General features: G+C 71.9%; 12 protein-coding genes. 8 read left to right on the top strand and 4 right to left on the bottom strand.

Going from position 1 to position 14,179, the window contains the following annotated elements:
- Positions 1 to 221: 221 nt before the first annotated feature.
- From AC1Q49_RS15095 to AC1Q49_RS15080, 4 genes are all read left to right on the top strand, one after another.
- A complete protein-coding gene (locus AC1Q49_RS15095) occupies positions 222 to 1,904 on the top strand; it encodes a glycoside hydrolase family 13 protein (RefSeq protein WP_492493143.1) in 1,683 nt (560 codons plus the stop codon).
- Between the two features lies 1 nt (position 1,905).
- The gene (locus AC1Q49_RS15090; protein WP_492493141.1) at positions 1,906 to 2,910 is read left to right on the top strand and encodes a LacI family DNA-binding transcriptional regulator; all 1,005 of its coding nucleotides are present in this window, start codon (positions 1,906 to 1,908) and stop codon (positions 2,908 to 2,910) included.
- A 168-nt stretch (positions 2,911 to 3,078) separates the two neighbouring features.
- Entirely contained in the window at positions 3,079 to 4,302 is a 1,224-nt protein-coding gene (locus AC1Q49_RS15085) for an amidohydrolase (RefSeq protein ID WP_101305280.1), read from the top strand.
- Entirely contained in the window at positions 4,299 to 5,165 is an 867-nt protein-coding gene (locus tag AC1Q49_RS15080) for a hypothetical protein (RefSeq protein WP_492493139.1), read from the top strand. Before AC1Q49_RS15085 ends, AC1Q49_RS15080 begins: the two co-directional genes overlap by 4 nt.
- Before the next feature lie 46 nt (positions 5,166 to 5,211).
- On the opposite strand, the gene AC1Q49_RS15075 is transcribed toward AC1Q49_RS15080, so the two are convergent.
- Positions 5,212 to 6,327 carry a VanZ family protein gene (locus AC1Q49_RS15075; protein ID WP_101305278.1) on the bottom strand — a complete coding sequence of 372 codons (1,116 nt, stop codon included), beginning with the start codon at positions 6,325 to 6,327 and terminating at the stop codon, positions 5,212 to 5,214.
- Positions 6,328 to 6,399: 72 nt separating this feature from the next.
- Between AC1Q49_RS15075 and AC1Q49_RS15070 the strand changes: the two genes are divergently transcribed.
- The 3 genes from AC1Q49_RS15070 to sufU all read left to right on the top strand — a co-directional run bounded on the left by AC1Q49_RS15070 (position 6,400) and on the right by sufU (position 10,249).
- Positions 6,400 to 8,451 (top strand): APC family permease, encoded by a 2,052-nt coding sequence (locus tag AC1Q49_RS15070; RefSeq protein WP_060960512.1) that lies wholly within the window; start codon positions 6,400 to 6,402, stop codon positions 8,449 to 8,451.
- Between the two features lie 63 nt (positions 8,452 to 8,514).
- Positions 8,515 to 9,786 (top strand): SufS family cysteine desulfurase, encoded by a 1,272-nt coding sequence (locus AC1Q49_RS15065; RefSeq protein ID WP_492493136.1) that lies wholly within the window; start codon positions 8,515 to 8,517, stop codon positions 9,784 to 9,786.
- 1 nt (position 9,787) lies between these two features.
- Positions 9,788 to 10,249 carry a Fe-S cluster assembly sulfur transfer protein SufU gene (sufU, locus tag AC1Q49_RS15060; RefSeq protein WP_060960514.1) on the top strand — a complete coding sequence of 154 codons (462 nt, stop codon included), beginning with the start codon at positions 9,788 to 9,790 and terminating at the stop codon, positions 10,247 to 10,249.
- Between the two features lie 106 nt (positions 10,250 to 10,355).
- On the opposite strand, the gene AC1Q49_RS15055 is transcribed toward sufU, so the two are convergent.
- From AC1Q49_RS15055 to AC1Q49_RS15045, 3 genes are read right to left on the bottom strand one after another with little or no spacing between them, the layout of a single operon-like run.
- Entirely contained in the window at positions 10,356 to 11,162 is an 807-nt protein-coding gene (locus AC1Q49_RS15055) for an alpha/beta fold hydrolase (RefSeq protein ID WP_060960515.1), read from the bottom strand.
- A 39-nt stretch (positions 11,163 to 11,201) separates the two neighbouring features.
- Positions 11,202 to 11,504 carry a DUF427 domain-containing protein gene (locus AC1Q49_RS15050; RefSeq protein WP_060960516.1) on the bottom strand — a complete coding sequence of 101 codons (303 nt, stop codon included), beginning with the start codon at positions 11,502 to 11,504 and terminating at the stop codon, positions 11,202 to 11,204.
- Positions 11,501 to 13,018 carry an MATE family efflux transporter gene (locus AC1Q49_RS15045; protein WP_492493133.1) on the bottom strand — a complete coding sequence of 506 codons (1,518 nt, stop codon included), beginning with the start codon at positions 13,016 to 13,018 and terminating at the stop codon, positions 11,501 to 11,503. Before AC1Q49_RS15045 ends, AC1Q49_RS15050 begins: the two co-directional genes overlap by 4 nt.
- A gap of 142 nt (positions 13,019 to 13,160) precedes the next feature.
- Between AC1Q49_RS15045 and AC1Q49_RS15040 the strand changes: the two genes are divergently transcribed.
- Positions 13,161 to 14,081, top strand: a complete 921-nt coding sequence (locus tag AC1Q49_RS15040; RefSeq protein WP_061782508.1) for a DUF808 domain-containing protein — start codon at positions 13,161 to 13,163, stop codon at positions 14,079 to 14,081.
- Positions 14,082 to 14,179 lie beyond the last annotated feature (98 nt).

Here is a 14,179-nt window from a genome sequence, read left to right as displayed (position 1 = left end):
CGAGTACACCGTGTAGTCCGGCAGGGTCGAGCCGTCGCCGGCCTGCGTCCGCTGGGTGGCGCCGTGCCGACGGCGACCGGCGGCGGATCTCCGACGCTCGTCACGGTGGGGTGGCGCGACCGCCGGGCAATCGACCCGGCAATTGACCGCCGCGCGACCCGCGCCCCGCGACCCGCGACCCTGCGACCCCGTGCGCAAGCGCTTGCGCTATTCTGGTGCGCATGACGTCGCAGCTGACCTCCTCCCTTCCCGACATCGGCGAGAGCCGCCCGGGCGCCGAATGGTGGCGCACCGCGGTGATCTACCAGATCTACCCGCGGTCGTTCGCCGACGCGTCCGGCGACGGCATCGGCGACCTTCCCGGCGTGTCGGCGCACCTCGACGACCTGCGCGCGCTCGGCGTGGACGCCGTGTGGCTGAGCCCCTTCTACCGTTCGCCGCAGAAGGATGCCGGCTACGACGTCGCCGACTACTGCGACGTCGACCCGCTGTTCGGCACGCTCGCCGACTTCGACGCCATGCTGGCCGCCGCGCACGACCGCGGCATCCGCGTGATCGTCGACCTCGTGCCCAACCACAGCTCCGACCGGCACGTCTGGTTCCAGGAGGCGCTCGCCGCGGCCCCCGGCAGTGCCGCGCGCGCCCGCTATCTGTTCCGCGACGGGAAGGGCGAGAACGGGGAGCTGCCGCCGAACAACTGGGAGTCGGTCTTCGGCGGCCCGGCCTGGACCCGCGTCACCGAGGCCGACGGCACGCCGGGCCAGTGGTACCTGCACCTGTTCGACACGAGCCAGCCCGACTTCGACTGGTCCAACCCCGAGGTGCAGGAGGAGTTCCGCGGCATCCTGCGGTTCTGGCTCGACCGCGGCGTCGACGGCTTCCGCGTCGACGTGGCGCACGGCCTGGTCAAGTCCGACGGCCTGCCCGACCACCTGCCCGCCGTGGATGCCGACAGCATGGGCGGCTCCGACGAGGACGTGCCCTACTGGGGGCAGGACGGCGTGCACGAGATCTACCGCGACTGGCATCGCGTGCTCGCAGCCTACGACGGCGACCGCGCCCTCTGCGCCGAGGCATGGCTGCCGACCGTCGATCGCACGGCGGAGTGGGTGCGCTCCGACGAGATGCACCAGGCGTTCAACTTCCCCTATCTGATGACCGAGTGGGATGCCGCGGCCATCCGCGAGGTCATCTCCGAGTCGCTGCGCGCGTTCCCCGCGGTCGGCGCCCCGGCGACCTGGGTGCTCTCCAACCACGACGTCGTGCGCCACGCGTCGCGGCTCGCGCTGACCGCCGAGAACCCGCAGGGCCACGGCATCGGTCCCGACTCCCCCGGCCAGCCGATCCCCGAGGTGGGGTTGCGCCGTGCCCGCGCGGCGACGGCGGTCATGCTGGCGCTTCCGGGCTCCGCGTACCTCTACCAGGGCGAGGAGCTGGGTCTTCCCGAGGTCATCGCGCTGCCGCCGGAGTCGCGGCAGGATCCGACGTGGTTCCGCACCGACGGCGAGCGCTACGGCCGCGACGGATGCCGCGTGCCGATCCCGTGGACGTCGGATGCCCCGGCCTACGGCTTCAGCCCCGACGGACAGTCGTGGCTGCCGCAGCCCGCCGAGTGGGCCACGCTCGCCCGCGATGTCCAGGAGGGCGACCCCGATTCGACGCTGTGGCTGTACCGCACGCTGCTCGCGACGCGACGCGCGGAGGGCCTCGGCGGGGCGAGCCTCGAGTGGCTGGACGGCTACGGCGACGACGTGATCGCGTTCCGCTCGGGCGCGGTCACCGTCATCGCCAACGCCGGCACCTCCCCGGTCGCCCTGCCGTCGGGCACGGTGCTGGTCGCCAGCGAGCCGTTCGACGGCGCGGAGCTTCCCGCCGATGTCGCGGTGTGGATGCTCGCGGACTGACATGACCGGCATCGAGGAGGTCGCGCGCGCCGCCGGCGTCTCCACGGCGACGGTGTCGCGCGCCCTCAGCGGCCGGGGCCGACTGTCCGAGGCGACCCGCGCACGCGTGCGGGCCGCGGCCGCCGATCTCGGGTATGTCGTGTCGGCCGCGGCATCCACGCTCGCCTCGGGGCGCGCCGAGAACATCGGCGTGATCGTGCCGTTGCTGGATCGCTGGTTCTTCGCGACGGTGCTCGACGGCATCGCCGCGCAGCTCGCGCCCCGCGGCTACGACATGACGCTCTACAACCTCACCGACGACCCCGCCCAGCGGCGCAACCTGTTCGAGACGTCGCTACGGCGGCGGCGCGTCGACGGCCTGATCGTGCTGTCGGTGGAGCTGAGCGCCGACGAACTGCGCCAGCTCGACGAGCTGCCCGTGCCGGTCGTGGGGCTCGGCGTGCCGCACGCCGAGCTGAACGGGCTGCGGGTCGACGACACGGCGGTGGGCCGGCTCGCGACGGCGCACCTGCTCGCGCTCGGGCACCGCGACATCGTGCACCTCGGCTGGAGCCTGCCCGACGATGCGGGCGAGACGCTCGACATCCCCACCCGGCGGCGTCGCGGGTTCGCGCAGGCGATGACGGATGCCGGGGTCACGGCGCCCCGTTTCGTCGCGGCCGACTTCACCGTCGACGGCGCGCGGCGCGTCGCGCGCGATCTCCTCGCGGGCCCCGACGCGCCCACGGCGATCTTCGCCGCGTCCGACGAGATGGCGTACGGCGTCCTTTCCGCGGCCCGCGAGCTGGGTATCGAGGTGCCCGGCCGGCTCTCGGTCATCGGCGTCGACGGGCACGAGCTGGGAAGTCTGTTCGACCTGACCACGATCGCGCAGTTCCCGCATGCCCAGGGCGAGCGGGCCGGTCAGGCGGTTCTCGCGGCCCTCGGCGTCGACGGGGTGCCGATGCCCTCGGCATCCCTGCCCTTCGAGCTCGTCGCCCGGGGTTCCACCGCGCCGCCGCGCTGACCGGCCCGGCCGGCGGGCGCGCCGTGCTCCCTGTTCCGTATTCCGTCTCCGCCGCGGCCGCTCGGCGCCCGTGCCGCGGAACGACGCGGGCCGTGCCGGATGCCGCGGCCGCCCAGACTGAATACGGCATGGGCATGCCGTAACGCGACGCCGCGTACTCTCGATGGCATGAGCATCGACCTCGAAGCCCTCTACATCGACCTGCACCGCCACCCGGAACTGTCCTTCCAGGAGACCCGCACCGCGGGCGTCATCACGCGCGAGCTGACGGCGCTCGGGCTCGACTACGTCGAGGGCCTGGGCACGACCGGCGTCGCGACGAGCATCACCGGCACCGGCGCGGGCGAGGGCCCGGTCGTGTGGCTGCGCGCCGACATGGACGGCCTGCCCGTCGCCGAGCAGACCGGACTCGCGTACGCGAGCACGGCCCGCGGCGTCGACCCGGCGGGCACCGAGGTGCCGGTCATGCACGCGTGCGGACACGACATGCACGTGACCGCGCTGCTGGGGGCGCTGGAGCGGCTCGCCGCGACGCGCGAAGAGTGGTCGGGAACGGTCGTCGCCGTGTTCCAGCCCGCGGAGGAGTACGGCGCCGGGGCGCAGGCGATGATCGCCGACGGCGTGCTCGATCGCTTCCCGAAGCCCGACATCGTGCTCGGCCAGCACCTCACGCCGCTGCCCGCGGGCACCATCGGCGTGCGCCCGGGAACGCAGATGGCCGCCTCCGACGGCCTGACGGTGCGCCTCCTCGGACGCGGCGGCCACGGGTCACGCCCCCACGCCACGATCGACCCGGTCGTCATGGCGGCGGCGACCGTCATGCGCCTGCAGACCATCGTGTCGCGCGAGATCGATCCGCGGGAGATGGCCGTCGTCACCGTCGGCTCGATCCACGCCGGCCTGAAGAACAACATCATCCCCGCCGAGGCGAAGCTCGAGCTGAGCCTGCGCTACCCCGACGATGAGGCGCGCGCCGACGTGCTGGCACGGGTGGAGCGCATCGTGCGGGCGGAGGCCGCGGCATCCGGAGCGGAGCAGGAGCCGGTCATCACGACCGACCACTCGCTCCCGCCGACGATCAACGACCACGACGCCACCGCACGCCTGACCGCCGCCTGGGACCGCGCCTTCGGCGAGGGCACGGTCGTCGACCCCGGCATGTTCACCGGCAGCGAGGACGTCTCGTGGTTCGCCCGCGAAGCGGACGTGCCGCTCGTGTACTGGTTCTGGGGCGGGCTCGACCCCCAGCAGTTCGCGGATGCCGTGGCCCGCGGCACCGTCAACGAGGACATTCCCACCAACCACTCGCCGTTCTTCGCGCCGCTGCTGCACCCCACCATCGAGCGCGGGGTGGACGCGCTCGTCGTCGCCGCCCGGGAGTTCCTCGGATGAGCCTCGAAGACCTCTTCGGCCCTCAGCCGGACGAGCCGGAACGACCGTCACCGGCGGGGCGCGAACCGAAGCCCCCGCGCGAACCGAAACCCCCGCGCGAGCCGAAACCGCCGCGCGAACCGCGCGATCCGAGTGACGGCCGATCGCGCGGCACGCTCGTCCTCGGCATCGTCGCGGGCGTGCTGGCCGTCGCCGTGGTGGCGGTGCTCGGCTTCGCCCTCACCCGCCCGTCCGACTCGGCGCAGCCCGCGGGTCCCGCGCCCGCCGATTCGTCCGCGGCGGCGTCGGTCCCGGCATCCACCCCGACGCCGACACCCAGCCCGACCGACGCGACCGCCCTGGGGCTCACGCTGTCGGCCACCGGCTTCACGCTGCAGACGAGCTCCGGGGCCCCGCTCACCTACCGGTGGGCGGACGATCCCACGGCCGCGATCGCCGCGCTGACGACGGCCTTCGGAGCCGCCCCCACCCAGCGGACGCAGGCCGGCGACGGCTCGACCCTGCCGGACTACACGGTGTACTCGTGGAGCGGCTTCTCGCTGTTCGAGATGGTGCCGACCGCGGCGCTCACGCGCGAGAGCTTCTCGCAGCCCGCCTACGCGCTGTTCACCGCGAACGAGGTCAACGGGGTCGCGATCACGGCGGAGTTCGGCCTGAAGATCGGCATGACCGCGGACCAGGTGCGGGCGCTGACGCCGCCGCCGGCGAGCGAGACGGCGCGCGCGTCCGGCAGCATCCGTTTCGGGTTCGACCCGCAGCGGTCCTCGTTCAAGAACGGCGTGCCGTCGTACAGTGTCTTCGCCGACACCGACGGCGCGGACGGCCCCATCGGGACGATCCTGTACTTCTACGCGCCGCAGTAGCCCCCGCCGACGGGGCGGCCGCCGGTCCGGTCGTCCCGTCCCGCATTCACGACTGCGGAGCGCCGTGCCCCGCCTCCGCGGAGGAGCCCTCCGGCGCGGTCGCCGCGACCGTCTCTCCGGCCCGACCGCTCTCGCGTGCGTCGACGAGCTGCTGGCCGGTCAGCAGTCCCGGCAGGCCGCGCCCGCCGCGCGTGGTGAACACGAGCACCACGGATGCCACGACGAACACGAACTGGGCGATCGACCAGGGCGCGGGCAGCAGCCCGAGCAGGAGGTACCCGCCGATCCCGGTCAGGAAGCGCAGCGGCCGTGACACCGGCGCCGGCAACGGCCCGCCCCGGTAGCGCAGCTCGACGGCGAGATCACCGGGTGTGCGGCCCGTCGCGAGCACCACGACGGCCCAGACCGCGATCGGCGACGCCGTCATGACGAAGCGGCCCGCGGCGCCGTCGAGCACGGCGGCGTGATCGCGCACGACGTACTCCAGGAACACCTGGACCGCGATCGCCGACCCATAGGCGACGAGGCCGCTTCCCAGCAGGTCGCAGAACATCGCGAGCAGTCGCCGCCCCCGCGTGACCGGATGCGGACGCGACCCGGCATCCGCCACCCGGCTGCCCCACAGGCGTCGGGGCACGAGGAAGCCGACCAGCGAGCCGACCACGGCGCCGACCGTGTTGGTCAGCAGGTCGTCGACGTCGAACACGCGGTACGCGCACGGGTACAGCCCCCACACGCCGGTCAGTTGCGTGGTCTCGATCGTCAACGACACGAGGGCGCCCGTGACGAAGGCCACGAGGATGCCGCGGCCGCCGAGCACCCGGAGGAAGAAGCCGAGCGGCGCGAACAGCAGCACGTTCAGCGCGAGCTGGAGGACGGCGAAGTCGGTGAGGCTCCGCGCACCGCGCAGGTCGTCGACGAACGCCCAGACATCGAGGTTGACCCCGGCGCAGGCGTACACCTCGGCGTCGGGAAGGGGAAGGAGCGTATACGTCCAGATGGCCCAGAAGTAGACGAGGGCGGCCGCCCACAGCGCGAAGCGGCCGACGGTGAGACGCCCGCGACGGCGGTAGCTGAGCGCCACGAACGGCACGAACAGCACGATCCCGACGACGAATCCGATGCCGATCGCGACCGCACCGGAGTAGACCTCATTCCCCATGCTCCGATCCTCTCAGCCGCGCGCGCGGATTCTCACGCACGCCGGGATTGCGCGGCGTCGCGCGACCGCGTAATGTCGCCCGCCGTGACAGACGACAGTCGCGGCCCCGGCGAAGAGACGCCGATCGCCAAGCGCATCCTGATCGGCGAGCCGCTGACGAGCGAAGAGCTCGAGGGACAGCTGCTCCCCAAGAAGATGGCGCTGCCCATCTTCGCCTCCGACGCCCTGTCCTCGGTGGCGTACGCCCCGCAGGAGCTGCTGATGATCCTCCTCATCGGCGGGACGGCCTTCCTCGCGCTCAGCCCGTGGGTGGCGACGGCCGTCGTGGCGCTGCTGATCGTCGTCGTCCTCAGCTACCGGCAGCTCATCAAGGCCTACCCCTCCGGCGGCGGCGACTACGAGGTCGCCCGCACCAACCTGGGCGAGAAGGCGGGCGTCGTGGTGGCGGCGGCGCTGCTGGTGGACTACATCCTCACGGTCGCCGTGTCGGTGGCCTCGGGCGTCGACAACATCATCTCGGCCCTGCCGAACCTCGATCCCTGGCGGGTGGAGCTGGCCGTCGGCTTCGTGATCCTGATCATCCTCGTCAACCTCCGCGGCGTCCGCGAGGCCTCGACGGCGTTCGCGATCCCCACCTACCTGTTCATCGGGTCGGTCATGCTCATGATCGGCACCGGCCTCGTGCGGTGGATGCTGGGGGATGCGCCCATCGCCGAGAGCGCCCAGTTCGCGGTGCAGGCGGAGGATCTGAGTCAGGCCGCCCTCATCCTCCTGGTGCTGCGTGCGTTCTCCAGCGGCTGCTCCGCCCTCACCGGCGTCGAGGCGGTGTCCAACGGCGTGCCCGCCTTCCGCCAGCCGAAGATCCGCAACGCGCAGACGACGCTGGTGCTGATGGGCTCGATCGCGATCACCATGTTCGCGGGCCTCACGATCCTTGCGCTCGTCGCCGGGGTCCACTACTCCGAGGACCCCTGCCGTCTCATCGGCTTCAACTGCCAGGCGCTCGTGCAGCCCAGCCTCATGGCGCAGGTGGCCGCGGCCACCTTCGGCGGCGGAAGCATCCTGTTCTACGTCGTGCAGGCGGCCACGGCGGCCGTGCTGCTGCTCGCGGCGAACACGGCGTTCAACGGCTTCCCGCTGCTCGGCTCGGTGCTCGCCCGTGACGGCTACGCGCCCAAGGCGCTCAACACGCGCGGCGACCGGCTGGTCTACTCCAACGGGATGATCGTGCTCGGACTGGCCGCCGTGCTCGTGCTCGTGATCTTCCAGGCGAAGCTGACGACGCTGATCCAGCTGTACATCATCGGCGTGTTCGTGTCGTTCTCGCTGGGCCAGCTCGGCATGGTGAAGCACTGGCGCCGGGAGCTGCGTCTCCTCTCGCCCAAGGCGGTCAAGCCCCGCCGCGAGGCCGTGTCGGGCCTGTTGATCAACTCGCTGGGCGCGACGTTCACGATCGTCGTGCTGGTGATCGTCACGATCACCAAGTTCACGCACGGCGCCTACCTCGTCTTCATCGCGATCCCGCTGCTGTCCTTCCTGATGATCGGCGTGCACCGGTACTACCGCGATGTCGAGCACGAGATCGCGATGGACGACGACGTGCACTACGGCTCGACCGGTGACGTCGCGATCGTGCTCGTGGGCAAGCTGCAGAAGCCCACGGCGAAGGCCGTCGACTACGCGCTGTCGGCCAAGCACGAGAAGACGCTCGCGGTGCATGTCGCCGTCACCGCCGAAGAGGCGCGTGACGTGCAGGACGAATGGCAGTTCCACCGGATGCCGATCCCGCTCCTGGTGATCGAGTCGCCCTACCGGCAGTACGCGGCACCGCTCGCGCAGTTCATCGAGCAGTACCGCAAGAAGCACGGCCCGTCGGTGATCACCGTCTACCTGCCGCAGTACATCGTCGGCCATTGGTGGGAGACCTTCCTCCACAACCGGCGGGCGCGCCGCATCGCGCAGCAGCTCATGCTCGTGCACGGCGTGCAGATCACCCTCGTGCCCTGGCTGCTGGACTCGTCGGAGCTCATCTACGGGCGCCGTTCGCGGCCGCTGCCGGGCGACGACCGCGCCGGGCGCATCACCTCGTACGGACTCGTCGCCCACACGGACGACGACCACTGAGCGGCGGCCGAGGCCGGGCCGCGCTCCGGAGCCGTGCGCTGTGCCGGGGCGTAGCCTAGAGGGGTGACTTCCGCGACCGCGTCCCCCGTTTCCGCCGCACCCGTGGCGGCCCTCGACGCCTCCGCGATCAAGAGGGACTTCCCGATCCTCGGCGAGCAGGTGAACGGGCATCCCCTCGCCTACCTCGACTCCGCCGCCACCAGCCAGAAGCCGCTGGCCGTGCTCGACGCGGAGCGCGACTTCCTCACGCACGCGAACGCCGCCGTGCACCGCGGCGCCCACACGCTGGCCGCCGAGGCGACCGAGCTCTTCGAGGACGCCCGGGCGACCGTGGCGGGCTTCGTCGGCGCGCAGCCGGAGCAGCTCGTGTGGACGAGCGGGGCGACCATGGGCCTCAACCTCGTCGCATACTCGATCGGGAATGCGGGACTGATCCGCCCCGGCGACGAGATCGTCACGACGGCCGTCGAGCACCACGCGAACCTCATCCCCTGGCAGGAGCTCGCCGCCCGCACCGGCGCCGTGCTCCGCCACATCCCGGCCCACGACGACGGCACCCTCGATCTGGATGCCGCGGCATCCCTCATCGGCGAGCGCACCCGCGTCGTCGCGTTCACGCACGTGTCGAACGTGCTCGGCATCGTGAACCCCGTGGCCGAGCTGATCGCCCTCGCCCGTGCGGTGGACGCGATCACGGTGATGGATGCCTGCCAGTCGGCCCCGCACCTTCCCCTCGACCTGCCTGCGCTCGGCGTGGACCTCGCGGTCTTCAGCGGCCACAAGATGCTGGGGCCCTACGGCGTCGGCGGTCTGTACGGACGCACGCCGGTGCTCGAGGCGCTGCCGCCGTTCCTGACGGGCGGGTCGATGATCACGACGGTCACGCTCGACCGGGCCGAGTACCTGCCGCCGCCGCAGCGCTTCGAGGCGGGCACGCAGCCCGTCGGGCCGGCGATCGGGCTGGCCGCGGCCGTGCGCTACCTCGACGGCATCAGCCTGGAACGAATACATGCCCACGAGAGCATGCTCGCCGAGCGCATGCGCGCGGGGCTCGTGGAGATCCCCGGCATCCGCCTGCTCGGCGACGCCGCGGGGGTGGAGCGCGTGGGGTTGTGGGCGTTCGACGTCGACGGCGTGCACGCGCACGACGCCGGGCAGTATCTCGACGCGCTCGGCATCGCCGTCCGGGTCGGCCATCACTGCGCCGCGCCCCTGCACAGCCGTTACGGCGTCACCGCGAGCGTGCGCGCGAGCACGGCGCTGTACAACACGACCGACGACGTCGACCGCCTGATCGAGGCCGTCGGCGGCATCCGCCCCTACTTCGGAGTCTGACATGAGCGATCTCGACGCCCTCTACCGCGAGCTGATCCTCGATCACTCCAAGCACCCGCAGCACTTCGGCCTGGCCGATGAGGGCGATGCGCCCGCCGTCGCCGGCACGATCGGCACCTCGTACCAGAAGAACCCCGTCTGCGGCGATGAGATCACCCTCCGCGCCCGCGTGGACGGCGAGACGATCGCCGACGTGCAGTGGGAGGGTCGCGGCTGCTCCATCTCCCAGGCGTCGGCCTCGATGCTGGCCGACCTCGTCGCGGAGGAGGGTCTGACCCGCGCCGAGGCGCTGCAGCTCGTCGAGGGGTTCCGCGAGGCACTGCGCTCGCGCGGCACGATCGAGCTCGACGAGGAGGTCTACGGCGACGCCGCCGCCCTGTCGGGGGTGTCGAAGTTCTCCGCGCGCGTCAAGTGCGCGATGCTCGCCTGGGTCGCCCTCGAGGACGCGATCGCCAAGGCCTGACCCTCTTCTGCCGAGCCGCTACGCCGCGGCCGAGCCGCTACGCGCCGGCCCGCCCGCGGCATGGCGGCTCGCACACCGCGTGGCGGCTCGGCGGATGGCGGCGGGGTTACTCGGCCAGGAAATCCAGGGCGGCGGCGCGGAAGACGCGCGAGCCGGGGGCGTTGAAGTGGTGGCGGTCGGGGATCTCGACGAAGCGGCCCTGCGGGCACGCCGCGGCGAGCGCCTTCGAGCCCTCGATGATGCCGTCGAGCGATCCGGTGGCGAACATCACCGGCTGCTGCGGCGCGTGCGCGGGGTCGGGGTCGACGGTCTTGGAGGACCGCATGCCCTCCGCGATCGCCAGCAGCGCGCGCAGGTCGTTGCCCGGCACCCGCTCGGTGAGCGCGATGTAGTTCTGCGTGACGCGATCGGTCACCGGGGTACCGTCGGCGATGAGGGCGCGCACCTGGGCGAGGTCGAGGCGCGCGAGCGGGATGCCGTCGGGGACCCCGCCGAGGACGGCCCGCGGGATGCGCGGGGCGATGTCCTGCACGACCTCCCACCCCACCCGCGCCCCCAGCGAGTAGCCGACGTAGGACGCCTCGTCGACGAGGTAGGTGTCGAGCATCGTCTCGACGTCGCCGGCGAGCTGGCGGATGTCGTAGGCGCTCGGCTCATGCGGCTTGTCGCTCGCGCCGTGACCGCGCTGGTCGAGCGCGAGCACCCGGTAGCCGGCGGCGGTCAGGTCGCGCACCCACCCGGTCGCGACCCAGTTGTCCTTCGTGCTCGAGGCGAACCCGTGCACGACCACGACGGTCGGCGCGTCCTCGTCGCCCCACGAGTACGTCGCGATGCGGTAGCCGTCGCCGACCATGAGGTACTGCGGGTCGGGCATCTGCGTGAGGTTCTGAAGGGGAGCTGTCACGGTATCCATCCTGCCGCCTCTGCGGTCGCCGCGACGCTGCGGTGCGCGTCAGTCCTCGACGCGCACCTCCTTCCAGAACGCGACGTAGCCCGAGAAGTCCTTGCCGACCCGGGCGATGCCACTCTCGTACGGGTGCGGATACGCCCAGGCCCGGTCGGCGAGCAGGCCGTCGGCGCCGCGCACCGAGTAGTACTGGCACTCGCCCTTCCAGGGGCACGTGTAGGGAGTGGGACTCTCCTCCAGGAGATCCCAGTTCACGCTCGACGGCGGGAAGTACCAGTTGCCCTCGATCGAGATGAGATCGTCGCGGTCGGCCTCGGCCACCGTCGCATCGCCCAGAACTGCCTTCATCGCGTCCTCCGCTTCGCTCGGGTCCCACCCTTCCACCGCCGGGGCCGTGCCGCAACGAGGTCGGCGGCCGGCTGCTGCGGCAGCGGGATGGGCTGGGTGACCACGGCATCCACCACCATCGACCCGTCGGTGGGACCGATGACGGCGATCGGGGTCGTGAGGGTCGGCTCGTCGGGGTCGACCGGCATCCGCTCGAGGGCGCGATGGGCGCGGACGTAGGCGGGGATCAGGATGACCGCGGCGCCGATCCAGGCGAGCGGGTTGCTCCACACCACGCCGACGAAGCCGAAGAGGTGGCCGAGCACGACGGCGGCGCCGACGCGCATGACGAGCTCGACGAGGCCCGTGACGGTCGGGATGATGGTGCTGCCGAGGCCCTGCAGCGTGCCGCGCAGGATGAACAGCACGCCCAGCGCGGTGTAGCTGGCGCCGTTGATGAGCAGCATGAGCGCGGCGAGCTGCACGACGGTGTCGCTGCCGTCACCGACGAACAGACGAACGAGCGGCGCACCGAAGGCGATGAGCAGCGCCCCGAGGACGACGCCGGCGATCAGCGCCATCCACACGGCCTGCACGACGCCGCGGCGGATGCGGTCGGGACGGCGCGCACCGAGGTTCTGTGCGGCGTACATGGATGCCGCGAGCCCGAGCGACTGCAGGAGCGCGACGGCCAGGCCGTCCACGCGCGACGCGGTCGTGTAGGCGGCGACGGCATCGGCGCCGAGGGTGTTGAGCGCCACCTGCACCGTGAGGGTGCCGATCGCGATGATCGAGGCCTGGAAGCCCATCGGCAGGCCGAGGCGGAGGTGCTCGGTGAGATCGGCGCGGGTCACCCGCCAGTCGAGGCGACGCATGTGCAGCACCGGCAGCCGGCGCCGCACGTACTCGAGGCACAGCAGCACCGACAGCGCCTGGGAGACGACGGTCGCCAGCGCGGCGCCTCCGACGCCGAGCTCCAGCGGGCCGACCATGACGATCACGAGGGCGACGTTGAGGGCGCACGCGATCGTGAGGAACACGAGCGGGGTGCGCGAGTCGCCGATGGCCCGGATGATCGCCGACAGATAGTTGAAGCCCATGATGGCACCGGCGCCGAGGAAGCTGATCTGGGCGAACACGGTCGCCTGCTCCATCAGCTCGGGCGGGGTCTGCAGCAGGTGCAGCGCGGGGCCGGCGAGCAAGGGCGCCGCCACGGTCAGCACGAGCGTCGTGAGGGCGGTGAGGACGGTCCCCGCCGCCACCGAGCGTCGCACCGCGCCGAGGTCGCGCGCGCCGAACGCCTGCGCCGTCGGAATGGCGAACCCGCTCGTGAGGCCCCATGCGAAGCCGAGCAGCAGGAACAGCAGGCTTCCCGTCGCGCCGACGGCGGCGAGGGCGTCGACGCCGAGGTGACGGCCGACGACGATGGCATCGGCGAACTGGTAGAGCTGCTGCACGACGTTGCCGATGAGCAGGGGCACCGCGAAGGCGAGGATGACGCGCCAGGGGCTACCGGTGGTGAGAGAACGTGACATACGACCGGGTTCGAGACGGGGGCGGAAACGGCGAAAGGCGCTCCGGAGGGGAGCGCCGGGTCCCAGGCTATCGAATCGATTCGGAGGATGCAAGCCCCGGCATCCGCGAGCCGGATCGTGCGCGGCCGGTACTGTTGCTGGCATGTCCGTGGGTCTGCTCGCCGTCGTCGATGACATCCTCAGCGCGGCGCTCAAGGCGTCGGCGAAGTCGGCAGGCGTCGTGATCGATGACGCCGCCGTGACCCCGCAGTACGTGCAGGGGCTGTCGCCCGCGCGCGAGCTGCCGGTGGTGGGGCGGATCGCCCTGGGATCGCTCGCGAACAAGTTCCTCATCATCATCCCGATCGCGATGGTGCTCACCGCCTTCGCCCCGTGGGTGCTGCCGTGGCTGCTCATCGTCGGGGGTGCCTACCTCTGCTTCGAGGGCGCCGAGAAGGTGCTCGAGTGGTTCGGCTTCCACCACGGCGGTCACGACGACGAGGGCGGGCGCGACGAGAAGCGCCTGGTCAGAGGTGCGATCCGCACCGACCTCATCCTGTCGACCGAGATCATGCTCATCGGCCTGTCGAACGTCGACCCGGAGCTCGACTTCTGGCTGCGCCTCGCCGTGCTCGCCGTCATCGCGCTCGCCATGACCGCGCTGGTCTACGGGGCCGTCGCGCTGCTGGTCAAGATCGACGACATCGGCCTGAAGATGGCCAAGAGCTCGTCGGCGCGCGTGCGCCACACCGGCATGCGGGTGGTGCGGTCGATGCCGGGCGTCTTCCGCGTCATCTCGATCGTCGGCACCGTCGCGATGCTCTGGGTCGGCGGCCACCTCGTGCTCGCGAACCTCGGCGAGGTCGGCTGGCACGCGCCGGTCGAGCTGCTCCACGCGGTCGAGCACGCGCTCGAGCCCCTCGGGCCCGTGGTGGTCTGGGTCGGCGACACCTTCGTGTCGGCCGTCGCGGGCCTGGCCGTGGGTCTCGTGATCGTCGGCATCGCGCTGATCATCGGCAAGGCCTTCGGCAAGAACCTCAGCTTCAGCGAGGGCCACCGCGCCCCGCACGGCGAGACCGACTGACGGCGACACCCCGCGGCCGAGCGGGGCGCCCTGCGGCCGAGAAACCACATCCGCCCCGAGAAACCGTCGGCGCCGTGGTTTCTCGGGGCGGATGTGGT

It is taken from the genome of Microbacterium sp. MPR-TSA4 (assembly GCF_058792815.1).
This window is presented reverse-complemented; position numbering and strand designations above follow the sequence as displayed.